The sequence below is a fragment of the Bacillus sp. Root920 genome (genome assembly GCF_001429445.1).
GTDB classification, from domain to species: Bacteria; Bacillota; Bacilli; order Bacillales; family Bacillaceae; genus Bacillus; species Bacillus safensis.
Genome location: NZ_LMJV01000001.1, coordinates 544607 through 569983 on the forward strand (window position 1 = coordinate 544607; position 25377 = coordinate 569983).

The 25377-nt window shown below is 43.0% G+C and carries 24 protein-coding genes; 21 read left to right on the forward strand and 3 right to left on the reverse strand.

The window, feature by feature from the left end; all coding sequences use genetic code 11:
- Positions 1-8: 8 nt before the first annotated feature.
- The gene (gene cls, locus ASE42_RS02435; protein ID WP_024423757.1) at positions 9-1205 is read right to left on the reverse strand and encodes a cardiolipin synthase; all 1197 of its coding nucleotides are present in this window, start codon (positions 1203-1205) and stop codon (positions 9-11) included.
- A gap of 143 nt (positions 1206-1348) precedes the next feature.
- Between cls and ASE42_RS02440 the strand changes: the two genes are divergently transcribed.
- The 8 genes from ASE42_RS02440 to pyrG all read left to right on the forward strand — a co-directional run bounded on the left by ASE42_RS02440 (position 1349) and on the right by pyrG (position 10850).
- A complete protein-coding gene (locus ASE42_RS02440; protein ID WP_056765546.1) occupies positions 1349-3460 on the forward strand; it encodes a heterodisulfide reductase-related iron-sulfur binding cluster in 2112 nt (703 codons plus the stop codon).
- A gap of 103 nt (positions 3461-3563) precedes the next feature.
- Positions 3564-4757, forward strand: coding sequence for an acetyl-CoA C-acetyltransferase (locus ASE42_RS02445; RefSeq protein WP_056765548.1), 1194 nt, complete (start codon positions 3564-3566; stop codon positions 4755-4757).
- On the forward strand, positions 4757-5620 hold the full coding sequence (locus ASE42_RS02450) for a 3-hydroxybutyryl-CoA dehydrogenase (RefSeq protein WP_056765551.1): 864 nt from the start codon (positions 4757-4759) through the stop codon (positions 5618-5620). Before ASE42_RS02445 ends, ASE42_RS02450 begins: the two co-directional genes overlap by 1 nt.
- 11 nt (positions 5621-5631) lie before the next feature.
- Positions 5632-6744 carry an acyl-CoA dehydrogenase family protein gene (locus ASE42_RS02455; protein ID WP_056765553.1) on the forward strand — a complete coding sequence of 371 codons (1113 nt, stop codon included), beginning with the start codon at positions 5632-5634 and terminating at the stop codon, positions 6742-6744.
- A gap of 16 nt (positions 6745-6760) precedes the next feature.
- Complete coding sequence (locus ASE42_RS02460) at positions 6761-7903, forward strand: acyl-CoA dehydrogenase (protein ID WP_056765555.1); 1143 nt, start codon at positions 6761-6763, stop codon at positions 7901-7903.
- Between the two features lie 146 nt (positions 7904-8049).
- Positions 8050-8247: a hypothetical protein gene (locus ASE42_RS02465; RefSeq protein WP_082580651.1), complete on the forward strand. Its 198-nt coding sequence runs from the start codon at positions 8050-8052 to the stop codon at positions 8245-8247.
- Positions 8248-8463: 216 nt separating this feature from the next.
- Positions 8464-9003: a DNA-directed RNA polymerase subunit delta gene (gene rpoE, locus ASE42_RS02470; protein ID WP_034281231.1), complete on the forward strand. Its 540-nt coding sequence runs from the start codon at positions 8464-8466 to the stop codon at positions 9001-9003.
- Between the two features lie 239 nt (positions 9004-9242).
- Positions 9243-10850 (forward strand): glutamine hydrolyzing CTP synthase, encoded by a 1608-nt coding sequence (gene pyrG / locus ASE42_RS02475; protein ID WP_056765557.1) that lies wholly within the window; start codon positions 9243-9245, stop codon positions 10848-10850.
- Positions 10851-10890: 40 nt separating this feature from the next.
- On the opposite strand, the gene ASE42_RS02480 is transcribed toward pyrG, so the two are convergent.
- Complete coding sequence (locus ASE42_RS02480; protein WP_056765558.1) at positions 10891-11421, reverse strand: DUF2529 domain-containing protein; 531 nt, start codon at positions 11419-11421, stop codon at positions 10891-10893.
- 180 nt (positions 11422-11601) lie between these two features.
- Here ASE42_RS02480 and ASE42_RS02485 point away from each other — a divergent pair, with 180 nt between their 5' ends.
- The 10 genes from ASE42_RS02485 (at position 11602) to ASE42_RS02530 (ending at position 21996) form a co-directional block, all read left to right on the forward strand.
- On the forward strand, positions 11602-11976 hold the full coding sequence (locus tag ASE42_RS02485; protein WP_003214681.1) for a response regulator: 375 nt from the start codon (positions 11602-11604) through the stop codon (positions 11974-11976).
- 178 nt (positions 11977-12154) lie between these two features.
- Positions 12155-13012, forward strand: a complete 858-nt coding sequence (locus ASE42_RS02490; RefSeq protein ID WP_024423748.1) for a class II fructose-bisphosphate aldolase — start codon at positions 12155-12157, stop codon at positions 13010-13012.
- A 111-nt stretch (positions 13013-13123) separates the two neighbouring features.
- A complete protein-coding gene (gene fsa / locus ASE42_RS02495) occupies positions 13124-13762 on the forward strand; it encodes a fructose-6-phosphate aldolase (protein ID WP_024426351.1) in 639 nt (212 codons plus the stop codon).
- Between the two features lie 247 nt (positions 13763-14009).
- Positions 14010-15299 carry a UDP-N-acetylglucosamine 1-carboxyvinyltransferase gene (locus tag ASE42_RS02500; RefSeq protein ID WP_024423746.1) on the forward strand — a complete coding sequence of 430 codons (1290 nt, stop codon included), beginning with the start codon at positions 14010-14012 and terminating at the stop codon, positions 15297-15299.
- A gap of 32 nt (positions 15300-15331) precedes the next feature.
- A complete protein-coding gene (gene glpX, locus ASE42_RS02505; protein ID WP_012011567.1) occupies positions 15332-16297 on the forward strand; it encodes a class II fructose-bisphosphatase in 966 nt (321 codons plus the stop codon).
- Positions 16298-16662: 365 nt separating this feature from the next.
- A complete protein-coding gene (gene rho / locus ASE42_RS02510) occupies positions 16663-17946 on the forward strand; it encodes a transcription termination factor Rho (protein WP_008354975.1) in 1284 nt (427 codons plus the stop codon).
- Positions 17947-18078: 132 nt separating this feature from the next.
- Positions 18079-18279, forward strand: a complete 201-nt coding sequence (gene rpmE, locus ASE42_RS02515) for a 50S ribosomal protein L31 (protein WP_003215407.1) — start codon at positions 18079-18081, stop codon at positions 18277-18279.
- Positions 18280-18366: 87 nt separating this feature from the next.
- On the forward strand, positions 18367-18969 hold the full coding sequence (locus tag ASE42_RS02520; protein ID WP_024426350.1) for a thymidine kinase: 603 nt from the start codon (positions 18367-18369) through the stop codon (positions 18967-18969).
- 279 nt (positions 18970-19248) lie between these two features.
- Entirely contained in the window at positions 19249-20949 is a 1701-nt protein-coding gene (gene malS, locus ASE42_RS02525) for an oxaloacetate-decarboxylating malate dehydrogenase (protein ID WP_024423744.1), read from the forward strand.
- Positions 20950-21039: 90 nt separating this feature from the next.
- Complete coding sequence (locus ASE42_RS02530; RefSeq protein WP_024423743.1) at positions 21040-21996, forward strand: AEC family transporter; 957 nt, start codon at positions 21040-21042, stop codon at positions 21994-21996.
- Positions 21997-22031: 35 nt separating this feature from the next.
- Here ASE42_RS02530 and racA read toward each other — a convergent pair whose 3' ends face one another.
- Positions 22032-22580 (reverse strand): chromosome-anchoring protein RacA, encoded by a 549-nt coding sequence (racA, locus tag ASE42_RS02535; protein WP_056765560.1) that lies wholly within the window; start codon positions 22578-22580, stop codon positions 22032-22034.
- Positions 22581-22790: 210 nt separating this feature from the next.
- On the opposite strand from racA, the gene prfA reads away from it, so the two are divergent.
- From prfA to ASE42_RS02550, 3 genes are all read left to right on the forward strand, one after another.
- Positions 22791-23858, forward strand: a complete 1068-nt coding sequence (gene prfA, locus ASE42_RS02540; RefSeq protein WP_024423741.1) for a peptide chain release factor 1 — start codon at positions 22791-22793, stop codon at positions 23856-23858.
- Entirely contained in the window at positions 23848-24732 is an 885-nt protein-coding gene (gene prmC, locus ASE42_RS02545; protein WP_056765562.1) for a peptide chain release factor N(5)-glutamine methyltransferase, read from the forward strand. Before prfA ends, prmC begins: the two co-directional genes overlap by 11 nt.
- Positions 24733-24873: 141 nt before the next feature.
- The gene (locus ASE42_RS02550) at positions 24874-25353 is read left to right on the forward strand and encodes a hypothetical protein (protein WP_024423739.1); all 480 of its coding nucleotides are present in this window, start codon (positions 24874-24876) and stop codon (positions 25351-25353) included.
- Positions 25354-25377: the final 24 nt, after the last annotated feature.

A 25377-nucleotide genomic window follows, 5' to 3' on the forward strand; every position in this document is an offset into this window, starting at 1 on the left:
CATCTCCTTTATAAAAAATACGAGAACATGGCGGCAACCCACTCAAGCGGCCGAGTGAAAAGCGGGCGCTTTGACAATGTTTCTTCTGTCAAGATCTCAGAAACCTCCATATGCTCCCGAATCTTTTCTTCTACGTGTGCAGTAAAAGCGGGATCATCAATGGCTACATCTACTTCTTCGTTTAAAAACAAGCTGCGTTTATCAAAATTCGCGGTACTGATCATACAGCGGCTGTGATCAATCAAAATGGCTTTCGAATGATAAAACCCTTTATAAAAACGATAAACAAGACATCCAGAGGCAATGAGGTCCTTCAAATAATGAAAGCCAGCCTCTTTGACAAGTGGATGATCCGCTTTCATTGGAATGATGATTTCAACTGTGACGCCCCGCTTTCGTGCATCAAGCAGCGCCTTTAGAAGAGGGGCTGATGGAATAAAATAAGGCGTACAGATGATGATCTGTTTCCTCGCCTGCTGAATATCTTGGAGAAATAAAGCTTCTAAAGAAAAGCCGGCAGTCGCGCGTGTTGTGCATTGTAATGTTCCCGGTTCCAATGCAGGGAAAACCTCATATTGCAGCTGATGAATGCCAGACGAACGGTACAAATCATTCAGAAACACATGCTGGAGATCTGCGACAACCTGTCCGGTCATCCGCAAATGATAATCCTTCCAAATGCCAAACCGGCCTTTCTTCCCAACATATTCATCGCCTATATTAAATCCGCCAATATAGCCAATTTTCCCATCAATCACCGTAATTTTACGGTGATTTCTCATGTTTAGACGGTAAATCAAAAAAGGAAAACGAGGCTTATTTAAAAAGTAAAATTGAATCCCGCTTCTTTCTAGCATGTCAATCGCCTTTTGATCAAACGGATAGGAGCCTAATCGGTCGGTCAGCAAAAAGACGGAAACTCCTTGCTCCGCTTTGGCTTTCAAGGCTTGTAAGACCCTTTGACCAATCTTGTCGTTCTTTACAATAAAGAACATCATATGAATAGAAGAAGAGGCCTGCTGTATATCGGTAAGCAGCTGATCGAAAAATGGTTCGCCATCATGATAAAAGGCGGCATCGCCGCTTGTTTGGTCAAAAGACCGTTCAAATGCGTGAGTAGAAAAATATTTCCTCCCCATATAAAGGTCTAACATCACGAGCAAAACGATGGCAATGAGTACGAGTAGGATGATCAATGCGATCATGAAACTTCCTCCTTTTTTGCATATTTCAATAGTGTACCCAAACGTGTAAAAAATATTGACTGAATACTCATTCATTATTTATGATAGAGGTACAACATGGAAACGGAACAAAGTGGGTTTTGGGGAATGAAAGGGGGAGCAAGATGAATAGCCTTTTAATTATCAACTTGATCGCATTTGCGGCGGTGACCGCTTACGCAGTGTATTTGTTTGTTTATCTCATTCGAACACGAGCGGCGTATATTCGTCTTGGTAAAAAAGAAGAGTTTCAACAAGACATGAAGAAACGCTTAGAGCGTGTTTGGGTCAATGTATTTGGGCAAAAGAAGCTGTTAAAGGACAAGAAGAGCGGTATCATTCATGTGCTGTTTTTCTACGGATTTATCCTCGTACAGTTCGGAGCCCTTGATTTTATTCTGAAGGGGCTTATTCCAGACAGCGGGCTTCCTTTAGGTCCGGTGTACGGCGTCTTTACGTTTTTCCAAGAGGTGGTCACACTTCTCATTTTAGTGGCCGTTGTATGGGCTTTCCATAGAAGATACGTGGAGAAGCTTGTCCGTTTAAAACGCGGCTTCAAATCGGGTCTAGTGCTTTTATTTATTGGCGGCTTAATGCTGACAGTCTTACTTGGGAACGGCATGAACATCATTTGGCATGGACACTCTCTATCACCAACTGAGCCAATCGCTTCTGGTATTGCTTTCTTGCTGGGCGGAATTTCACCTCTTGCGGCTGCGATTGTTTTTTATGCCGCATGGTGGGTGCATCTTCTTATTTTGCTGACATTCTTAGTATATGTTCCGCAGTCAAAGCACGCCCATCTGATTGCAGGGCCTGTGAACGTATTTGTCAGCAGATTAGACCCGCCAGGCAAGCTGCAAAAAATCGATTTTGAAGATGAGGCACAAGAGACCTTCGGTGTGGGGAAAATAGAAGACTTCCGTCAGTCTCAGCTCATCGATCTTTACGCTTGTGTGGAATGCGGGCGCTGCACGAATATGTGCCCGGCAACAGGGACAGGGAAGATGCTGTCTCCGATGGATTTGATATTAAGGTTAAGAGATCATTTAACCAATAAAGGGGCCGCTATTACATCAAAGACACCTTGGGTCCCGCAGCTTGCCTTCAAGCAGACTACAGGAAACCAGCTGGCACTGCAGGCGAGAGGAGCAGGTGCGGAAGAATCGGCTGCCAGCTCTATATATCATCCTTCTCTTATTGGAGAGGTCATTACAGAAGAAGAAATCTGGGCATGTACGACGTGCCGAAACTGTGAAGACCAATGCCCTGTCATGAATGAACACGTTGATAAGATTATTGATATGCGTAGATATCTTGTCTTGACTGAAGGGAAAATGGACGCAGATGCACAGCGTGCCATGACAAGCATTGAGCGCCAAGGGAATCCGTGGGGGCTGAACCGGAAAGAAAGAGAAAATTGGCGTGAACTGAGAGAAGATGTGCATGTGCCGACAGTGAAAGAGCTGAAAAAAGCAGAGCAAACTTTTGATTATTTATTCTGGGTTGGTTCAATGGGGGCTTATGACAATCGAAGCCAAAAGATTGCGCTTGCCTTTGCGAAGCTACTCAATGAAGCTGGGGTCTCCTTTGCGATCTTAGGCAATAAAGAGAAGAACTCAGGTGATACACCAAGAAGACTCGGAAACGAATTTTTATTCCAAGAGCTTGCTGCAAAAAACATTGAAGAATTCCAGAAAAACGGCGTTACAAAGATCGTCACGATTGATCCACACGCCTATAACTTATTTAAAAATGAATATCCAGACTTCGGACTTGAGGCAGAAGTGTATCATCATACAGAATTACTGGCAGAGTTAGTGAAAGAAGGGAAAATAACACCTGTACATGAAGTAAACGAAGTGATTACCTTCCACGACTCTTGCTACCTAGGCAGATATAACGAAGTGTACGACCCACCAAGAGACATTTTAAAAGCCATTCCTGGTGTGACGCTGAAAGAAATGGAGCGCAACCGTGAAACTGGTATGTGCTGCGGAGCAGGCGGGGGCTTAATGTGGATGGAAGAAGAGACGGGTACCCGGATTAACACTGCACGAACGGAGCAGGCGTTACAGGTACAGCCGTCCATCATCAGCTCAGGGTGTCCTTATTGCTTAACGATGCTGGGAGATGGGACGAAGGCGAAGGAAGTAGAGGAGCAGGTAGGCACATTTGATGTCGCCGAACTTCTTGAAAAATCAGTGTTTGGTGAGCCTGGAAAGCAGGTGTCGTAAACATGACAGGCCGATGAATAGGATGTTCATCGGCTTATCCATGGCGCTGTTTCATCAGCTGCCTAAATGATATGTAAGCGGTAACAAACGGGGAGGGGCATATATGAGTACGACGGTCATTGTATCTGGAGCAAGAACACCATTTGGAAAACTAGGCGGTGCTCTCAGTGGTTTGACTGCCGCAGAACTAGGCGGTATAGCGATCAAGGCTGCACTGGAAAGAGTTTCGGGTTCTCATGAAATAGATGAGGTCATCATGGGATGTGTGTTACAAGGAGGGCAAGGGCAGATTCCTTCAAGGCAAGCAACAAGGTATGCTGATCTTCCTTGGTCTGTTCCAACACAAACCATCAATAAAGTCTGTGCATCCGGAATGCGCAGTGTGAGCACGGCAGATCAAATCATTCGAGCCGGAGATGCTGAGGTCATCGCAGCGGGCGGTATGGAATCTATGTCTCACGCTCCTTATCTGCTAAAAAAAGCGCGATGGGGCTACAAAATGGGAGATGGTGCAGTACAAGATGCGATGATTTTAGATGGGTTAACCTGTTCGTTTACAGGCGTTCATATGGGTGAGTATGGAAGTATGGCTGCAAAGGAGCTCGGCATCACGCGCGAAGAGCAGGATCTGTGGGCGCTCAGAAGTCATGAACGGGCCATCGAAGCGCAAAAAAACGGCTTTTTTCAACATGAAATCACCCCCGTCACCGTCAAAATAAAAACGGGAGAACGGCTGATCACAGAAGATGAGTCTCCGCGGCGTGATACGTCATATGAACGGCTGTCTAAGCTCATGCCTGTATTTGATCAGAAGGGGACCATCACCGCTGGAAATGCACCAGGTGTCAATGATGGTGCAAGTGCGCTCCTTTTAATGAAAGACACGTATGCTGCACGGCATGACGTAAAGCCAATGGCAGTTGTTCTCGGTCATGCTCAGGTTGCTGTAGAGGCGAAGGATTTTCCGAAAACACCAGCCTTTGCTATCGAGAAGCTTTTAAAGAAAACAGGAAAGCGCCTAGAGGATATTGATTTGTTTGAAATCAATGAGGCCTTTTCAGCTGTGGCTTTGGCATGTGAAAAAATAACCGGGATCGACCGGCGGAAAATGAATATCAACGGGGGGGCTGTCGCACTCGGTCATCCGATTGGGGCAAGCGGAACACGCGTCATATTGACATTGATTCATGCATTAAGACAAAGAGGCGGAGGCATTGGCATTGCGGCGATTTGCAGCGGAGGCGGTCAAGGAGATGCCATCATGATAAAGGTAGATGAAAAGGGAGGCGTTTATTGATGAGTATAGAAGAGACCGTTATGGTCGTTGGGGCTGGTCAAATGGGATCAGGCATTGCCCAAGTGTTTGCTCAGTCAGGCTATACAGTCCTGCTCCATGATGTATCAGAAAAGCAGATTCATCGAGCGATTTCCTCCATGACCAAACAACTGACGAAGCGGGCAGAAAAAGGAAAGCTGGCACATCAGGCAGTCCGAGATATTACGCAACGGCTTGCCGTTTCCACAGATTTAAAAGACATGCAACAGGCTCATTTAGTCATAGAAGCCGCATCAGAACAAATGAGTGTGAAAAAACAAATCTTTGAAACACTTGATCAATTTGCAGAGGCTGAGGCCATATTTGCGACAAACACGTCTTCCTTGTCGATCACAGAATTAGCAGCTGTGACGAGCAGACCGGAGAAAGTGATTGGCATGCATTTTATGAATCCGGTTCCTGTCATGAAACTGGTTGAAGTCATTCGAGCGCTGCAAACAAGTGATGACACATATCAAGTTGTTTATGAAACAGCGAAGACATTAAACAAAACCCCAATTGAAGTGGAAGATTTCCCAGGGTTTGTATCAAATCGCATATTGATGCCAATGATCAATGAAGCCATTTACACCCTATATGAAGGCGTAGCAGATGCAGAAAGCATTGATGGCGTGATGACACTTGGGATGAATCATCCAATGGGGCCGCTTCGTCTAGCTGATTTCATCGGACTGGATACATGTTTATTTATTATGAATACCCTTCACGAGGGACTTGGAGACAGCAAATATCGACCTTGTCCTCTTTTGAAAAAATACGTGAATGCAGGCTGGCTGGGCAAAAAGACAAAGAGAGGTTTTTACACATACCACGACCACTTATAGGGGGAGTCAAGATGGATGTTTTGCTTACGGATCAACAGCGTCTCTGGAGAGAACAGACAGCAGAATTTGCACGCCAGCGTATATTCCCTGAAGTAGAAGCCATGGAACAAGGCCGGTTTCCAAAAAACCTTTTAAGTGAAATGGGACGGCAAGGCTATCTTGGGATTCCAATACCAGCTTCGTATCAAGGCTTAGGAGCAGATTTTACAACGTATATCATCGCAATCCATGAATTATCGAAAGTGAGTGCGACCATCGGTGTCATTGTGTCCGTTCATACATCTGTTGTGACGATGCCTATTTTGACTTTTGGAACGAAGGAACAAAAAGAAACTTATGTCCCGCCGCTTGCATCCGGGGAGAAGCTGGGCGCCTTTTGTCTGACTGAACCAAAGGCCGGATCAGATGCCTCCAGTATTCAGTTAAGAGCAGAGCGGATGGGCGGCGATTATGTATTAAATGGGACGAAAATCTTTATCACAAGCGGTGGAGAAGCAGAACTATATCTTGTTTTCGCAGTGACCAATCCGGCTTCTGCGAGAAAAAATATATCGGCGTTCATTGTCGAGAAAGATACGCCGGGATTTACGATTGGAAAAGATGAGAAAAAGATGGGACTGCACGGTTCAAAAACAGTCACGCTTCATTTTGATGGCGTGCGGATTCCAAAAGATCAGCTGCTCGGTGCAGAAGGAGAGGGTTTTCAAATTGCCATGTCCAGCCTAAATGCAGGGAGAATCGGAATTGCGGCTCAAAGCCTTGGCATTGCAGAAGCCGCTTTAACCGAGGCAGTGGTCTATTTAAAGCAGCATCCAGCAGGTCTTGAAACGACCATTCGACTGGGCGATTTGGCGGCGAAGCTTGAGGCGGCCAAACTGCTTGTCTATCAAGCGGCTTCTTTCAAAGAGGCAAATCGACCGGTCACAAAGGAAGCATCAATGGCAAAGCTATTTGCGTCAAAAACGGCGGTGGAGATCAGTACAGAAGCGATCCATTTGCTAGGCATGGATGGTTATACGAATCGCTATCAAGCAGAACGTTACTTTCGTGATGCAAAAATTTGTGAAATCTATGAAGGAACAAGTGAAATTCAAAGGCTGGTCATCTGTAAACAGCTAATATGAAACGAGGTGGCTCACGATGCAGTTCCAATTAAGTGATGAACATGAAATGATTCAAAAAATGGTGAGAGACTTTGCGAAAAATGAAGTGGAGCCAACAGCAGCAGAGCGAGACGAAACAGAGACATATGATCCATCTATTTTTCGCAAAATGGCGGAGCTCGGTTTAACGGGGATTCCTTGGCCGGAAGACGTGGGCGGAATTGGCAGTGACTATTTAGCCTACGTCATAGCAGTTGAGGAGCTTTCAAGAGTGTGCGCCTCTACAGGTGTCACTCTGTCCGCTCATACATCTCTTGCTTCATGGCCAATCTATACATTTGGAACAAAGGAACAAAAAGAGAACTACTTAAAGCCGCTTGCAGAAGGGCAGAAGATAGGAGCATATGCGCTCACTGAGAGCGGTTCTGGTTCAGATGCAGGCGGGATGAAGACAACGGCCGTCAAGGCAGGCAGTGAATATGTCCTGAACGGGGCGAAAATTTTTATTACAAATGGAGGCATTGCAGATTATTATATTGTGTTTGCCGTAACAGACCAAGAAGCTTCGTCTCGAAATACAACTGCTTTTATTGTAGAAAAAGAGACACCTGGTTTTTCCGTTGGCAAAAAGGAAAGCAAACTGGGCATACGTTCTTCGCCAACAACTGAAATTCGATTTGAAGATTGCCGAATTAATGAAAGGAACCGGCTCGGTCAAGAAGGAGAAGGGTTCAAAATAGCCATGATGACACTCGATGGCGGCAGAAACGGCATTGCTGCACAGGCGGTTGGGATTGCGCAAGGCGCTCTTGATGCGGCGGTTGATTATGCCAAGGAGCGTAAACAATTTGGCAAACCAATCATTCAGCAGCAAGGGATCGCCTTTAAGCTGGCTGATATGGCAACAGCGATTGAAGCATCAAGGCTGCTTACTTACCAGGCGGCATGGCTCGAAACAAAAGGCCTCCCGTATGGAAAGGAATCAGCCATGTCCAAGCTCTTTGCCGGTGATACAGCGATGAAGGTGACGACAGAAGCGGTTCAAATCTTCGGCGGGTACGGCTACACAAAGGATTACCCGGTCGAACGATACATGCGTGATGCGAAAATCACTCAAATTTATGAAGGAACTCAGGAAATCCAGCGCCTGGTCATCTCAAGGAAACTGCTAGATATGTAGAAAACAAGCAAAGACCGCCTGAACGTAAGGTGGTCTGTTTTCGTTCGTCATGCAGTTTTCAAATGTAAGCGCATTGTCAATGTTCATCCATATCACCATCGTGTTATGTTAAAATTAGGGAAAATTTCAATAAGGAGGTTATGATGATGAACTCAACAATTATGGGCATTTTGGCAATCGTCACGATGGTGATCTGGATCATGGTGTCCGCGGAGCTTTCGAAATCTCCAAAGAAGCAGGAAGAAAAAGAAAACAGCCGCAGAAAACTATTCGTACTCATGTCTGCTGGAATGTTATTCACGATTCCTATCGTTGTCTCATTCATTCAGAACATCCAATTTTAAAACAGACGAGAAAAAACCGAACGACAAAAAGCATGCCGTACACACTCTAGGTGCTCCCCATGAGAAAAATCAAAAATTAACATCAATAAAGGTGGCATAAACTCCCCTAATTTGTTTATAATGAGAGGTATGGTTTGTCGTAAGAATAAGGTATAAATACTTATTATTTCACTGATAAATGGATACATACATGTAATAGAAAGGGAGTGTCTGACCTTGAGTTTGAAAGAATACTCACAGGAACAGCTCAAACAAATGTCTTTAGTTGAACTTGCTTATGAAATTTTCAGAGACAGCAAAACACCAATTACGTTTTCCGAGTTAATAGATGAAATTATCCGTTTGCAAGGAATACAAAAATCCGATCTTGATGATCGACTTGCTCAATTTTATACAGACTTAAATATAGATGGCCGCTTTATTTCGTTAGGTGATCAGAGATGGGGACTTCGCAGCTGGTATCCAGTTGATCAAATCGAAGAAGAAGTTCAGCCAGCAGTGAAAACAAAAGCGAAAAAGAAAAAATCAAAAGCAGCTGTCGTTGAAGACGACTTCGATGAAATCGAAGAGGAAGAAGAAATTGACGAGCTTGAAGAAGACCTTGATCTTGTTGAAGACGACGATGATCTCGACCTAGACGATGATGAAGAAATTGAAGAAGATCTTGAAGACTTCGACGAAGATGACGATGAAGATGATGACGGCTTAACGGAGATTGATGAAGACGATTTAGACGATGATGAGGAAGACAAATAACCCTCTCAAACCGGTCTTCAAAACAGGACAAAACCGTCTTGACTTTCGAGAGCGAACTATGTAGTATGTATTTTGGGCTCTCTAAAAAAGAGTACGTAAAGATACGTTCATTTACGCTCCCTTTCATTTATTTGAAAGGGAGCTTTCTTATTTTTCAAGAGATTTAGGGATACACTCTAAAAAGGATGAAGCTGTGCATGTGTAGACATGCAAGGGTAAAAAAGAGAGGAGCATACGAAATGACAAAGTATATTTTTGTAACAGGAGGAGTTGTTTCCTCACTTGGAAAAGGAATCACGGCTGCATCGTTAGGCCGCCTTCTGAAAAATAGAGGGATGGATGTCACCATTCAAAAATTCGATCCATACATCAACGTAGACCCAGGGACAATGAGTCCATACCAGCACGGTGAGGTTTTTGTCACAGATGATGGCGCTGAAACAGACCTTGACTTAGGTCACTACGAGCGTTTCATTGATATTAACTTAAATAAGTACAGCAACGTCACAACTGGTAAAATCTACTCTACTGTTCTGAAGAAAGAGCGCCGCGGTGATTACTTAGGTGGAACAGTACAGGTCATTCCCCACATTACGAATGAAATCAAAGACCGCGTGTACCGTGCCGGAAAAGAAACGGGTGCAGATGTGGTCATTACAGAAATCGGCGGAACAGTAGGAGATATCGAATCCCTTCCATTCCTTGAAGCCATTCGTCAAATGAAGAGTGACATCGGCCGTGAAAACGTGATGTACATTCATTGTACCCTTGTTCCTTACATCCGTGCAGCGGGTGAATTGAAAACAAAACCAACACAGCATAGTGTAAAAGAACTTCGCAGTCTTGGTATTCAGCCAAACGTCATCGTGGTCAGAACGGAAATGCCAATGACGCAAGATATGAAGGACAAAATTGCGCTATTTTGTGATATTGATACAAAAGCTGTTATCGAATGTCAGGATGCAGACACGCTATACTCCATTCCGCTTGATTTACAAAAACAAGGGCTGGACAAGCTAGTATGTGAACATATGAAACTTGACTGCCAAGATGCGGACATGACGGAGTGGACAGCGCTTGTTGATAAAGTGCAAAACCTTTCGAAACAAGTCACAATTGGTCTTGTAGGGAAGTATGTTGAACTGCAAGATGCTTATATTTCTGTCGTTGAATCACTTCGTCATGCTGGTTATGCGTTTGATGCAGATGTTCAGATTAAATGGATCAATGCAGAAGAAGTGACAGCAGAGAATATCGCTGATTTCGTACAAGATGTTGACGGTATTATTGTTCCGGGAGGCTTCGGAGACCGCGGAGTAGAAGGGAAAATCATTGCTACGCAATATGCCCGTGAAAACAAAGTGCCATTCTTCGGAATCTGTTTAGGAATGCAAGTGGCATCTATCGAATACGCGAGAAACGTATTAGGCCTTAAGGGAGCTCATTCAGCGGAAATTGATCCTGAAACAGCATTCCCAATCATTGACCTTCTTCCAGAACAGAAGGATGTAGATGATCTAGGCGGAACACTTCGTCTCGGTCTATACCCTTGTAAATTAAATGAAGACTCAAAAGCATTTGCTGCATACAATGACGAAGTGGTCTACGAACGCCACCGTCATCGCTACGAGTTTAATAACGAATACAGACAGCAAATGGAAGCAGCAGGCTTTGTCTTCTCAGGTACAAGTCCAGACGGACGTCTTGTTGAAATTATTGAGCTGAAGGATCACCCTTGGTTCCTTGCTTCTCAGTTCCACCCAGAATTTGTTTCAAGACCGACAAGACCACAGCCGTTATTTAGAGATTTCGTTGGTGCTTCACTTCAAGCATCTGAATCAAAATAAAACAAAAAACTGCCGAGAATATCACTTCTCGGCAGTTTTTTTATTCATATTCCTCGACGATTTCCTTCACAGTAAACGATAGAGCGTGGTAGACGTATAAGCAGGTCATTAAAGCAGGATAACCAAACCTTGTCCCATCTTCAGCGGGCACAAGCGGTTTCTTGAGCTGGAAATCAATGTGGACATCACAATACTCTTCAATCGTGGACGGCTCCTTTTGTGCCGGTCCTACACCAACAACGGGCGTCCCTTGTTCGTGCAGTTCTTTGACAAGAGATTGAATTTCTGGATCTTCTGGGTCTGAATAAAATAGCAGCACCCTGTCACTTGGATGAAGTAAGCTGCGCTCCTTTTGATCGAGCGGCAGTACCTTCGCACCGGGAAATGGCTCCTTGCTTTCAGATGCTTCTAGGGCGACAGCAGCCAGTTCATTCTTTCCGTGAAAATAAACGGCATGTCCACTGACCACAGCCTGTGCAAGGAGGCGTGCACCGTCCTCAATCGCTTCAGCCTGCTTTTCTCCAATACGTGAAAAAATACCTGATAACTGGGTCGTAAAAATTTTTAACAAGACTCATTTCCTCCTTCGGTCAGATCATTTTATAATAGAATATAAAGAGAATATTAGGAAAAATGCTCAGAAAATGTCGTAAAGTAAACTATTATAATTAAAGGAAATGTGAAAATCAAACAGAATTATTTAACAACAGCTCTTTTTATGGCGAAAAATGAAAGCAATGGGGTGTAACAGATGAATGAGAAAATTTTAATTGTCGATGATCAGTACGGTATTAGAATATTATTGAATGAAGTGTTTCATAAAGAAGGCTATCAAACCTTTCAAGCTGCCAATGGACTTCAGGCATTAGATATTGTGAAAAACCATAGACCGAACCTTGTCCTGCTTGATATGAAAATTCCCGGAATGGATGGTATCGAAATTTTAAAACGAATGAAATTAATTGATGAAGACATTCGTGTCATCATTATGACAGCCTATGGAGAATTAGATATGATCCAAGAGTCCAAAGAACTCGGTGCATTGACGCACTTCGCTAAGCCTTTTGATATTGATGAAATCCGAGATGCTGTTAAAGAATACCTGCCGCTTGAAACAAATGGCTAGATGGAAATGATTGAATCGAGTCATTCTGTTGCCGATTTGTCGAATAATTGGTATTCTAGAAAAGAAGAAGAAAGCGATCTGACTTTGAAAGTTTACATATGGCGAGAAATTCTGGTCATGCTAGGGTGGAGAGCTTTTTTTAGCAAGCAAATTAGCTACATAGGGAGGATTTTTCATCATGCCTTTAGTTTCAATGACAGAAATGTTGAAAGACGCAAAGGAAAAAGGTTACGCTGTTGGACAGTTTAACTTAAATAACTTAGAATTCACGCAAGCGATTTTACAAGCTGCTGAAGAAGAGAAGTCTCCTGTTATCTTAGGAGTATCTGAAGGAGCAGGACGCTACATGGGCGGCTTCAAAACAGTTGTCGCAATGGTTAAAGCGTTAATCGAAGAATATAATGTAACAGTTCCTGTTGCGATTCATTTAGATCACGGTTCAAGCTTTGAATCTTGTGCAAAAGCGATTCATGCAGGATTTACTTCTGTCATGATCGATGCTTCTCACCATCCATTCGATGAGAATGTGGAAACAACTGCGAAAGTCGTTGAACTTGCACATTTCCATGGTGTGTCTGTAGAAGCTGAACTTGGAACTGTTGGTGGGCAAGAAGATGACGTCATCGCTGAAGGCGTTATTTATGCTGATCCAAAAGAGTGCCAAGAGCTTGTAGAACGCACTGGTATTGACTGCCTTGCACCTGCATTAGGTTCAGTACATGGTCCATACAAAGGTGAACCAAACCTTGGTTTCGCTGAAATGGAAGAAATCGGTAAAACAACTGGTCTTCCACTTGTTCTTCACGGCGGAACAGGTATCCCAACTGCTGACATCAAGCGTGCAATTTCACTTGGTACAGCAAAAATCAATGTAAACACTGAAAACCAAATTGCTTCTGCGAAAGCAGTACGCGAAACACTTGCAGCAAAAACAGAAGAGTATGATCCACGTAAATATCTTGGACCAGCTCGTGACGCAATTAAAGCGACTGTTATCGGCAAAATGCGCGAATTTGGTTCTTCTAACCAAGCATAATTTGATGAGAACCGAAAGCCGCCTGAGTCACAGGCGGTTTTCTCCATATCTTGAGAAAGCGCAATCAAATTTACATTTCAGACAATTTATTGATAGGAGAGTGGCACAGTTATGTTATTTTTCGTAGATACAGCGAATATTGAAGACATCAAAGAGGCGCACGAGCTTGGCATTTTAGCAGGCGTCACAACAAACCCTAGTTTAGTAGCGAAAGAAAAGGACGTCTCATTCCACGACCGCCTTCGCGAAATCACTGACGTGGTATCAGGTTCTGTCAGTGCAGAAGTGATTTCCTTAAAAGCAGAGGAAATGATTGAAGAAGGAAAAGAGCTAGCTGCCATTGCACCGAATATCACAGTCAAAATTCCAATGACTACAGATGGCCTTAAAGCTGTCAAAGCATTAACAGACCTTGGAATTAAAACAAACGTCACATTGATTTTTAGTGCAAACCAGGCACTTCTTGCAGCTAGAGCTGGTGCGACGTATGTTTCTCCATTCCTTGGCCGCTTAGATGACATTGGCCAAAATGGTCTTGATCTCATCAGCGAAGTGAAAACTATTTTTGATGTTCATGGATTAGATACACAAATCATTGCTGCATCTATTCGTCATCCGCAGCATGTGACAGAAGCTGCGCTTAGAGGTGCTCATATCGGCACAATGCCGCTGAAAGTCATCAAGCAGCTGACGAAACACCCATTAACGGATGCAGGCATTGAGCAATTTTTAGCAGACTGGAATAAATAAATGATTGTGGCAGGCGGGATCGTCTCTCGTTTGCCGCAGTTTTCCTTATAAACGCTAAGAAATGTTTTGTGCAAAGAAGAGAACATCACAGCCTCGCAAAGCTTCGATTATTTTTCTTCCGACAAATTTCGTTTAACCTGTATTCTTTCTCTTGATATTGGCTAAATTTTGGACAAGACCTTTTAAAGCGCGACATCCACAAACAGTATAACTCCAACAGTGATCTTCTTTAAGAAGGGAGACAAATATGGAAAAGTTAAACATTGCCGGCGGTGATCCCTTGCGCGGGACCGTACATATTAGTGGTGCGAAAAATAGTGCTGTGGCACTGATTCCTGCCACGATTCTTGCTGATTCTCCAGTAACCATTGAAGGCCTTCCGCATATATCAGATATCGACACATTACGGGATCTGTTAGAAGAAATTGGCGGAAAGGTCACTTTTGAAAAAGGTGAAATGGTTGTGAATCCTGTTTCCATGATCAGTATGCCGCTTCCTAATGGAAAAGTGAAGAAACTGCGTGCATCCTATTATTTAATGGGCGCCATGCTGGGCAGATTTAAGCAGGCTGTCATCGGACTGCCAGGAGGATGCCACTTAGGACCTAGGCCGATCGATCAGCATATCAAAGGCTTTGAAGCACTTGGAGCCGAGGTGACAAACGAGCAGGGTGCGATTTATTTGCGTGCTGAAAAATTAGTCGGAGCCCGGATTTATCTTGATGTTGTCAGTGTAGGTGCGACGATCAACATCATGCTGGCAGCCGTACTGGCTGAAGGAAAAACCGTGATTGAAAATGCTGCAAAGGAACCCGAAATTATTGATGTAGCGACACTGCTTGCAAGCATGGGAGCCAAAATCAAAGGTGCGGGTACCGATGTCATTCGAATCGAAGGTGTAGAATCTCTTCATGGCTGTAAGCATTCAATCATCCCTGACCGCATCGAAGCAGGAACATTTTTAATAGCTGGTGCAGCGATGGGTGATGAAGTTGTACTTGATAATGTGATCCCAACTCATTTAGAATCAATTACGGCGAAACTTAGAGAAATGGGGTTCACCATTGAAACGAGCAACGATCAGATGCTGATCGTTGGCAGAAACGAAGGACTCAAGCCTGTCGATATCAAAACCCTTGTGTATCCGGGCTTTCCGACGGACCTTCAGCAGCCGATGACGGCGCTGTTAACAAAAGCAAAAGGCACGAGTGTGGTCACAGATACGATCTACTCAGCCCGCTTTAAGCACATTGACGAATTGCGTCGAATGGGTGCAAACATGAAGGTCGAAGGAAGATCTGCTATTATTACCGGACAAACACAGCTCCAAGGAGCAAAGGTTAAAGCAAGTGATCTGCGTGCAGGCGCTTGTCTTGTTGTCGCAGGGTTAATGGCAGACGGTGTGACCGAAATCACAGGGCTTGAACATATAGACAGAGGATATAGTTTGCTTGAGAAGAAGCTTGAAGGCTTGGGTGCAACCATCTGGCGTGAAAAGCTGAATGACCAAGAAATAGAAGAACTTCAAAATTCATAAGGCTTTGACTGTGAGAGGAGATTTGGACAAAAATGGAAAGAAGTTTATCGATGGAACTAGTACGGGTGACAGAAGCAGCTGCATTAAAATCTGCCCGTTGGATGGGAAGAGGATTAAAAGACGAAGCGGATGATGCTGCAACAAGTGCAATGCGTGATGTATTTGATACCATTCCGATGAAGGGAACAGTGGTCATTGGCGAAGGAGAAATGGACGAAGCACCAATGCTTTATATTGGGGAAAAGCTTGGGAACGGATATGGACCTCGCGTGGATGTCGCTGTTGATCCATTAGAAGGAACAAACATTGTGGCAAGCGGCGGCTGGAATGCCTTAGCTGTCATTGCAGTTGCAGATCATGGCAACCTGCTGAATGCACCTGATATGTACATGGATAAGATCGCAGTAGGTCCAGAAGCGGTAGGCTGCATCGACATTGAAGCGCCTGTCATTGATAATCTTCGCGCTGTTGCAAAAGCAAAAAACAAAGATATTGAAGATGTGGTTGCAACGATTTTAAACAGAGATCGACATGAGAAAATTATTGCTGAACTGAGAGAAGCAGGAGCAAGAATTAAACTGATCGACGATGGTGACGTTGCAGGAGCCATTAATACAGCATTTGATCACACAGGTGTTGATATTCTATTTGGTTCAGGCGGAGCGCCTGAGGGTGTCCTTTCTGCTGTTGCGTTAAAGGCACTTGGTGGTGAAATTCATGGTAAGCTTCTTCCTCAAAGTGAAGAAGAACTAAGACGCTGTGAGAAAATGGGGCTGGATGTTGGGAAAGTCCTCAGAATGGAAGATCTCGTAAAAGGAGATGACGCCATTTTTGCAGCGACAGGTGTAACGGACGGAGAATTACTTAAAGGTGTTCAATTCAAAGGCTCTGTTGGAACAACACATAGTGTTGTCATGCGTGCGAAATCAGGTACGGTTCGTTTCGTAGACGGCAGACACAGCTTAAAGAAAAAACCGAATCTTGTCATTCGTCCGTAATCTGAAAGCGGGTATTCATTACCCGCTTTTCATATAGGTGTCAAATGTATATCATTTTCTTTTAAAAGTTGAATATTCTCTGCAAATGAGGTAAAACTAAAGAGTGCTGCGAAATTTTCTGCGAATTTACTTCTTTTAAGCTTCAACAAGTTTAAATACTGCCGCATCATGACGATATACTCATTATCCTTCTCTATGTTGACAAAGCTCTATTTCACATTGTTCCTATCTTTCACGATAAAACGAGTGGGAGCGTTACCATCAGAGCGAGGTCATTCCAACAACAACGGAATTAAAAGCTAATCAAATACAATGGTCATGCATTTGTAAAGAAATACATTGACTAGAAAAGTGTGGTGTCCATATTGAAAGATGTATCGATTTCATCTTTGGAAAATATGAAATTAAAAGAGCTGTATGAGTTAGCAAAACGATACAAAATCTCTTATTACAGCAAACTAACAAAAAAAGAATTAATTTTTGCCATCTTAAAGGCGAACGCTGAGCAAGAGGATCTCTTATTTATGGAAGGGGTTCTTGAAATTATTCAGTCTGAGGGATTTGGTTTCTTAAGACCGATTAACTACTCCCCAAGTTCTGAAGACATTTATATTTCAGCTTCACAAATCAGACGCTTTGATTTACGAAATGGAGATAAAGTGTCTGGAAAGGTACGACCTCCAAAAGAGAATGAACGCTACTATGGCCTCCTTCATGTAGAAGCGGTAAATGGGGACGACCCAGAATCAGCAAAGGAACGTGTTCACTTTCCTGCACTCACACCGCTATTTCCTGACCGTCAAATGATTCTTGAAACACAGCCTAATCACCTGTCTACTAGAATTATGGACATGATGGCGCCAGTTGGATTTGGACAGCGTGGTTTAATCGTTGCACCGCCTAAGGCTGGGAAAACCATTTTGCTTAAAGAAATTGCCAACAGCATTTCTGAAAATCACCCAGAGGCAGAGCTGATTGTCCTTTTGATTGACGAACGCCCAGAAGAAGTAACAGATATCGAACGTTCTGTTGCAGGGGATGTTGTTAGTTCAACCTTTGACGAAGTACCGGAAAACCACATTAAAGTAGCAGAGCTTGTCTTAGAGCGTGCTATGCGTCTTGTTGAACATAAGAAAGATGTCATCATCTTAATGGACAGCATCACAAGGCTTGCTCGTGCATACAACCTTGTGATTCCGCCAAGCGGCCGAACGCTTTCAGGTGGTATTGATCCTGCGGCTTTCCATCGTCCAAAACGCTTCTTTGGTGCTGCGCGTAACATTGAAGAAGGCGGAAGCTTGACGATTTTAGCCACTGCACTTGTTGATACAGGATCACGTATGGATGACGTAATTTATGAAGAGTTTAAAGGAACTGGGAACATGGAGCTTCATTTGGACCGTTCTTTGGCCGAAAGAAGAATTTTCCCTGCGATCGACATTCGCCGTTCTGGTACGAGAAAAGAAGAACTGCTTGTGCCAAAAGAGCATCTTGATCGTTTATGGGCTATGAGAAAATCGATGTCAGATACACCTGACTTCGCTGAGAAGTTCATGCGCAAAATGAGAAAAACAAAGACAAACCAAGAATTTTTCGATATTTTAACGCAAGAATGGAAACAAGCCAATATGTCTGCATCAAGAAGATAGCTTCTCTGAAAAAATACATTTGCAATCATAGACTCACACTGTTATAATTTTATCATGTGCGTTTCAGAATTTATTTCTGAGATATTAACTCTGTTTCCGAATTGGATTCAGGGCGGAAGGAGATGACAGTAGATGAAAACAGGAATTCATCCTAACTACAAAAAAGCTACAGTCAAATGCGCTTGTGGAAATGAGTTTGAAACTGGATCAGTAAAAGAAGAGGTACGCATCGAGATTTGCTCTGAGTGCCATCCTTTCTATACAGGCCGTCAAAAATTCGCTTCTGCTGATGGACGTGTTGACCGCTTTAACAAAAAATACGGTCTTAAGTAATAATAGATACAATAAACAGGCAGGAATCCGTTCTTGCCTGTTTTTTTACGTGGATTGATGGAACTTTAAAACGGGGGAGAAGACCTTATGTATGTGATGAAACAAAGCGGTTGGCTTGAAGTCATCTGCGGCAGTATGTTTTCTGGAAAGTCGGAAGAATTGATTCGGAGAGCCAAAAGGGCCACCTTTGCCAAACAAGAAGTAAAAATATTCAAACCATCGATTGATAACCGATATAGTACAAGCTCAGTTGTGTCACATAACGGTTCATCATTAGATGGGATTGCAGTAGCCTCACCAAAAGACATAATAACGCACATATCAGAAAGAACCGATGTCATTGGCATTGATGAGGTGCAATTTTTTGATGAGACAATCATTGACATTGTCACTCAATTGGCTGACCAAGGCTATCGAGTCATTGTTGCAGGCCTGGATCAAGACTTCAGAGGAGAGCCATTTGGTGTTGTTCCGCATTTAATGGCATGTGCAGAGCTTGTAACAAAACTTCAAGCAGTTTGTTCGGTATGCGGCTCCCCAGCGAGTAGAACACAACGCTTGATCGACGGTAAACCCGCATCCTATGATGATCCTATTATTTTAGTAGGTGCGCAGGAATCATACGAAGCACGATGCAGACATCACCATGAAGTACCAAGACTTGATGTTGGTACAACACTTGACAAATAAAAAAATAGCAAATGCCGCTGTGTTTCGTTTTTCGAGATTTTGGCTGAACACCCATCATTTGTACTTAAATAAATTAAATAACACTACGATTAAATTATCTAATTTTCAACGCTTGCGTTTTGTCATAAGCAGGCATAAAATGACTAACTGTAGTGTAAAGCATTTAAACGAAAAGTTCGATTTCTTGTCATAATTTTTTTGATTAAGGATTTTTCTCCTTAATCGTTCTTTGGATTAATAGTTCACTTTATTTATATTTTAGAAAGAGGGTAGTTTTTGATGAACAACGTGAAGAAAACAAAAGAAGGGTACCTCGAAACCACTTTGACAGGTAAAGATGTATTATCGATTCCAACGTTGAACAAAGGCGTTGCTTTCTCTGAAGAAGAAAGACAAGAGCTTGGACTAGAAGGCTTACTTCCTCCAACGGTTCTCACTTTAGAACAGCAAGCGGAAAGAGCGTACAAGCAGTTTCTAGCTCAGCCGGATCGTCTTCGTCAAAACGTATACTTAAGTGATTTGCAAAACCGTAACGAAGTATTGTTCTACAAGCTTCTAACAGAAAAGCTTCGTGAAATGCTTCCAGTTGTGTACACACCAACTGTTGGTGAAGCGATTCAAGAATACAGCCATGAATACAGAAGACCTCATGGTGTCTATCTTTCAATCGACGACATTGACGGAATCGAGAAAGCATTTGAAAACTTGCACGCAACTGCTGGAGATATTGACCTCATCGTTGCAACTGACTCTGAGAGTATTCTTGGAATTGGTGACTGGGGTGTTGGTGGTATCAACATCGCAATCGGTAAATTAGCTGTTTACACGGCTGCAGCAGGTATTGATCCTAGCCGCGTGATTCCAGTTGTATTAGATGTTGGAACAAACAATGAAAAATTATTGAATGATCCATTATACATTGGGAACCATCACAAACGTGTACAAGGTGAAAAATACGAAGAATTCATTGATGCTTATGTGAAGGCAGCACTTAAATTCTTCCCGAAAGCATTGCTTCACTGGGAAGACCTTGGAAACAAAAATGCGCGTAACATCATGAAAAAATACAACGATAACATCTTAACGTTCAACGATGATATTCAAGGTACTGGTGCCATTACTTTAGCGGGTGTTCTTGCAGCTGTCAAGAAAACTGGTACTCAATTAAAAGATCACCGTGTTGTCATCTTCGGAGCTGGATCAGCTGGTATCGGAATTGCAGATCAAATGCGTGACACAATGGTTCTTGAAGGTCTAACAGAAGAAGAAGCAAACAATGCATTCTGGACATTAGACTACAGAGGATTGCTAACAGATCAATTTGAAGATGAAGTGCTTGATTTCCAAAAACCATACCTGCGTACTTCTGATGAAGTAGAAGGCTGGGCACGCGATGAAAAAGGACAAATCTCATTTGCTGAAACTGTTCGCAGGGTGAAGCCGACCATCCTTATTGGTACATCAGGTCAAGGCGGCGCATTCACTGAAGAAATCATTAAAGAAATGGCAGCTCATACAGAGCGTCCAGTGATCATGCCAATGTCTAACCCAACACCGCTTGCTGAAGCTGTGCCAGAGGATCTATTCAAATGGACTGACGGCCGTGCGCTTGTTGCAACAGGAAGCCCGTTCGAAAACGTTGAGTATAACGGAATTGAACATGAAATCGGACAATCAAACAATGCATTCGTTTTCCCTGGACTTGGTCTTGGTTCAATCGTAACAGAATCAAAAATCATCACAAAAGGCATGTTCGTTGCTTCTGCGAATGCAATTGCTGAAATGGTTGATCATGAGAAACCAGGTGCTGGTCTTCTTCCAAGTATTGATAAATTGCAAGAAGTGTCAATTCATGTAGCTGTTGAAGTAGCGAAAGCAGCAATTGAAGATGGTGTCGCAAGAAAAACGCCTGACAACATCGAACAAGCTGTGAAAGACGCAATGTGGATTCCTGAATATAAAAAAATTGTAAGAGCATAATAAAATGTGTAACGCGGCATTGCTTCGGGTAATCTAAGCAATGCCGCAATAAATAAGAAACATGTAAAGGATTTAAGGAGGAAGAGTAAGATGGACTTTTTAAATATTTTGATCCTCCTAGCACCGATTTTTTTCGTTATCGCGCTGGGTTGGTTCGCAGGGAACTTCGGCAGCTATGACGCTAAATCTGCAAAAGGTGTAAGTACACTTGTTACAAAGTATGCTTTACCAGCGCACTTTATCGCCAGTATTCTGTCAACACCAAAAGATAAATTCTATAGTCAAATCCCATTTTTCGTTGCATTGATTTTCGGAATCGTTGGTTTTTATATCATTATCCTTTTAGTTACGAAATTTGCTTTTAAATATGATTTAACAGATTCTTCTGTTTTCTCGTTAAACTCAGCACAACCGACCTTTGCATTTATGGGGATTCCGGTCTTGGGCAGTTTATTTGGAGCTCAAGAGGTTGCAATTCCGATTGCAATTACCGGAATAGTTGTAAATGCACTGCTTGATCCAATTGCAATAATTGTATCAACTGTCGGTGAAAAAACAAAAGGAAAAGCCAAAGAAGGCGAAAGCTTCCTAAAAATGACGACAAAAGCAATTTTGCACGGTTTATCAGAGCCGCTTGCACTTGCACCGTTAGCCAGTATCATTCTTGTTCTTTTAGGATTTAAACTTCCTGCAATCGGACATGAAATGTTAGAGGAAATTGGCAGCGTCACATCAGGTGTGGCATTATTCGCAGTCGGTGTCACTGTTGGTATCCGCAAAATTAAATTAAGCTTGCCAGCCTTTAGTATTGCATTGCTAAAAGTAGCTGTACAACCATTACTTATGTATTTCATTGCCGTTCTTATGGGTCTTTCGGCTGATGAAATTACAAAAGCTGTATTGCTTGTTGCCTTCCCAGGTTCAGCTGTTGCAGCGATGATCGCAACACGATTTGAAAAACAAGAGGCGGAAACTGCATCCGCATTTGTGATCAGTGCCATCATGTCACTCATTACATTACCGATCATTATTGCACTTACCGTATAATATAGTAGAAAGGCTGCCAAACGAGGCAGCCTTTCTTAGCGAAATGAATGAAACAGAGGGAAGAGTACACGCTTTTTTTTGATGTCGGGGTGTGCGATTTCCTTTTTTTCTTCTACTTGTGACGGTTGTTTCAAGGTTGCGGCGAGGCGGTCAAATTTTGTGGATAAGTCTTCAATTTCTCTGCGGTGCTGAAGCAGCTGATACGATACACCTTCATCTGCTTTTTTAGCCAATTTCCGTTCAAGTTCTTGCAGGCGGTCTTCTACATCAGTGACATGTAATTGCTGCTGAATGAGCGCTTTCACTTGTTTTTCTAATGCTTCAATCCGCTGTGTAGAGATATCAGCTTCGGCAGCAGGTGCTGATTGACGAACGGTTTCCTTATGGATTGGCAGTTGAATATCTTGGAGGATCACACCTTCACTCATTTGGTGTTTGACCTCTTTGAGCAGCTGCAGAATATCTTCATGAAATTCATAATGTCCAAGTTCATTCCGGGCGACAGGGATGTTGAGCTGTTTGACCCAGCGCTGAATCGTCTTTGAAGAAACACCAATTTCCTTTGCAACCTCATTTGTATTCAAACCAAATGCCCTCCCTTTTTTCAATTACAAGTACCATTCTCTTTAAGGAGGACCTGTTCCTTCACGTTAGACAAAACAAGTAACCAATCGCCAAAGATCGTGTTTTCTAGCGAAAAATTGCAGGAAATCAATTGTTTTGGAAATTTTTTTGACTGTCATACCCCGCTATACTATAATTAGACTGTTACGCACAAAACAGAGGTGAAGACCATGTTAGACCGTTTAAAATCAATTGAAGAACGCTATGAAAAGCTAAATGAATATTTAAGTGACCCTGAAGTGGTGAACGACCCTAAGAAGCTTCGTGAATATTCGAAAGAACAATCCGATATTCAAGAAACTGTTGAGGTATATAGACAATATCGTGCGGCATACGACCAGCTGAATGATGCGAAAGCAATGCTCGAAGAGAAGCTGGATGCCGAGATGCGCGACATGGTCAAAGAAGAAATTTCAGAGCTCACGGAAGAAACGGAACGTTTAGAAGACGAGCTGAAAATCTTGCTGATCCCGAAAGATCCGAATGACGATAAGAACGTTATTGTGGAGGTTCGTGGTGCAGCGGGTGGAGAAGAGGCTGCTCTTTTTGCGGGAAATCTTTACCGTATGTACAGCCGTTATGCTGAAATGCAAGGCTGGAAAACGGAAGTCATGGAAGCAAGTGTCACTGGCACAGGCGGTTATAAAGAAATCATCTTTATGATCAGCGGGAAAGGCGCATACTCCAAACTAAAGTTTGAAAATGGTGCACACCGCGTGCAGCGTGTTCCGGAAACAGAATCAGGCGGACGGATCCATACATCTACTGCGACAGTCGCTGTATTACCTGAGGCTGAGGAAGTTGAAATTGATATCCATGAAAAAGATATCCGTGTGGATACATTTGCATCAAGCGGACCTGGCGGACAAAGTGTCAATACGACCATGTCTGCTGTTCGATTAACTCACCTTCCAACAGGTGTTGTTGTGTCCTGTCAGGATGAGAAATCACAAATTAAAAACAAAGAAAAAGCCATGAAAGTGCTGCGTGCGAGAATTTATGATAAATTCCAGCGTGAAGCACAGGCTGAATATGATCAAACACGTAAATCTGCGGTTGGAACAGGGGATCGTTCAGAGCGTATCCGTACGTACAACTTCCCGCAAAACCGTGTAACAGACCACCGCATCGGATTGACGATTCAAAAGCTTGATCAAATTTTAGAAGGAAAACTTGACGAGGTCATTGATGCACTAATTATGGAAGACCAAGCAAGAAAGCTTCAAGATGCAAAATAAAGAGCGAACAATCTTCGAAGCCCTTAAATGGGCTTCTTCTTTGTTAACGGAAGCTGGCAGAGACCAAAATGCAGCAGAACTCCTGTTGATGCATGTGCTCGGCTGGAGCAGAAGTGAGCTTCTTGCGCGATTTCATGATGCGCTGCCTGAGGAGCAAGATCAACTGTTCAGCAAATTTGCGACACAGCATAAGGCGGGTGTTCCTGTTCAGCATTTAACGGGTGTTGAATTCTTTTACGGACGTCCTTTCGAGGTGAACAAGCATGTTCTCATCCCTCGTCCTGAAACGGAAGAAGTTGTTTTGGCGGCGCTCCATTTGGTAGGTGACGTTTTCCCGCACGATCAGCGGCTCAAAGCAGTTGACGTTGGCACAGGAAGCGGAGCCATTGCGATTACGCTGGCTCTTGAAAAAAAATCACTATCTGTCACAGCGACTGATATCTCACAAGAAGCGCTTGCGGTAGCAAAACGGAATCAACAAGCGCTCGGTGCAGACGTTCATTTTTTACATGGGGATTTGCTTGAACCGGTTATAGCTCAAGGCATTAAAGTAGATGTATTTATTTCCAATCCACCTTATATTGCGGCGGAAGAAATGGATAGTCTGTCTGAGGTTGTGACGAAGCATGAGCCGGTGAATGCGCTGACGGACGGACGTGATGGCTTGTGGTTTTATCAGCGTCTCGTTCATGATCTTCCCAGCGTGCTGAGTGATCAGGCAGTTGTTGTCTTTGAAATTGGACATACGCAAGGTCAAGATGTCACAGCGCTACTTGAGCAGGCATTTCCTAAAGCGGATGTCTGTATCGTCAAAGATATTAACGGAAAAGATCGAGCTGTTTGCGCACACATTCAAAACGGAAAGTCCGGCTGAAGAAAGCCGGACTATTTTATTATGTAAAGATGAAACTTATGGTAAAAGAGAAACGTATATATAGAAGAATGAACATTCTGATCATGATTTTTTACATAAATTTGTTTTGAAGGAGCGAATGGTGTGAACAAAAGGTATGCGATGGTGTTGGTCATCGTCAGTGTACTATTGATTGTGAGTGCTTGTGGTAAACCGAGCTTTAAAAAAGAGGCAGCAGCATTTGGAGAAAGCTATAAAAAAGCACAATACACAGTGAATCGAACGGATGACCTATCTGACATGAAAGAGAAGCTGAAGGTTTATTTAACCGAACATGAATATCAAGAATATACACAAGACAGCATGTTCCCGAGCATATTAGAAGCGGCGAAGGATCAGGATTGTCAAATTAAGCTGAAGAAAATTATGTTTACGCCTTCAGATGAAAGCGATGACAGAATTGAATTTAACTATGAAATGGTGATCCAATTTATCGATCAAAAAGGGAAAGTCAAAAAAGAAATCGAGAAAAAAGGAGCCATGACTGTCATTAAAACAGAATCTGGTTTAAAAATCAGTCGAGATTGGGATGGGAGACTATACCCTTCTGACTACCAATCCTCACTCAAAAGTCGTTCTTAATGAGAACGGCTTTTTTGTTTTGAC

Bases quoted from the DNA above. Each gene is read 5' to 3' on its own strand.
- cls (WP_024423757.1), bottom strand. From the start codon at position 1,205: ATGATCGCATTGATCATCCTACTCGTACTCATTGCCATCGTTTTGCTC.
- ASE42_RS02440 (WP_056765546.1), top strand. From the start codon at position 1,349: ATGAATAGCCTTTTAATTATCAACTTGATCGCATTTGCGGCGGTGACC.
- ASE42_RS02445 (WP_056765548.1), top strand. From the start codon at position 3,564: ATGAGTACGACGGTCATTGTATCTGGAGCAAGAACACCATTTGGAAAA.
- ASE42_RS02450 (WP_056765551.1), top strand. From the start codon at position 4,757: ATGAGTATAGAAGAGACCGTTATGGTCGTTGGGGCTGGTCAAATGGGA.
- ASE42_RS02455 (WP_056765553.1), top strand. From the start codon at position 5,632: ATGGATGTTTTGCTTACGGATCAACAGCGTCTCTGGAGAGAACAGACA.
- ASE42_RS02460 (WP_056765555.1), top strand. From the start codon at position 6,761: ATGCAGTTCCAATTAAGTGATGAACATGAAATGATTCAAAAAATGGTG.
- ASE42_RS02465 (WP_082580651.1), top strand. From the start codon at position 8,050: ATGAACTCAACAATTATGGGCATTTTGGCAATCGTCACGATGGTGATC.
- pyrG (WP_056765557.1), top strand. From the start codon at position 9,243: ATGACAAAGTATATTTTTGTAACAGGAGGAGTTGTTTCCTCACTTGGA.
- ASE42_RS02485 (WP_003214681.1), top strand. From the start codon at position 11,602: ATGAATGAGAAAATTTTAATTGTCGATGATCAGTACGGTATTAGAATA.
- ASE42_RS02490 (WP_024423748.1), top strand. From the start codon at position 12,155: ATGCCTTTAGTTTCAATGACAGAAATGTTGAAAGACGCAAAGGAAAAA.
- fsa (WP_024426351.1), top strand. From the start codon at position 13,124: ATGTTATTTTTCGTAGATACAGCGAATATTGAAGACATCAAAGAGGCG.
- ASE42_RS02500 (WP_024423746.1), top strand. From the start codon at position 14,010: ATGGAAAAGTTAAACATTGCCGGCGGTGATCCCTTGCGCGGGACCGTA.
- glpX (WP_012011567.1), top strand. From the start codon at position 15,332: ATGGAAAGAAGTTTATCGATGGAACTAGTACGGGTGACAGAAGCAGCT.
- rpmE (WP_003215407.1), top strand. From the start codon at position 18,079: ATGAAAACAGGAATTCATCCTAACTACAAAAAAGCTACAGTCAAATGC.
- ASE42_RS02520 (WP_024426350.1), top strand. From the start codon at position 18,367: ATGTATGTGATGAAACAAAGCGGTTGGCTTGAAGTCATCTGCGGCAGT.
- malS (WP_024423744.1), top strand. From the start codon at position 19,249: ATGAACAACGTGAAGAAAACAAAAGAAGGGTACCTCGAAACCACTTTG.
- ASE42_RS02530 (WP_024423743.1), top strand. From the start codon at position 21,040: ATGGACTTTTTAAATATTTTGATCCTCCTAGCACCGATTTTTTTCGTT.
- prfA (WP_024423741.1), top strand. From the start codon at position 22,791: ATGTTAGACCGTTTAAAATCAATTGAAGAACGCTATGAAAAGCTAAAT.
- prmC (WP_056765562.1), top strand. From the start codon at position 23,848: ATGCAAAATAAAGAGCGAACAATCTTCGAAGCCCTTAAATGGGCTTCT.
- ASE42_RS02550 (WP_024423739.1), top strand. From the start codon at position 24,874: ATGGTGTTGGTCATCGTCAGTGTACTATTGATTGTGAGTGCTTGTGGT.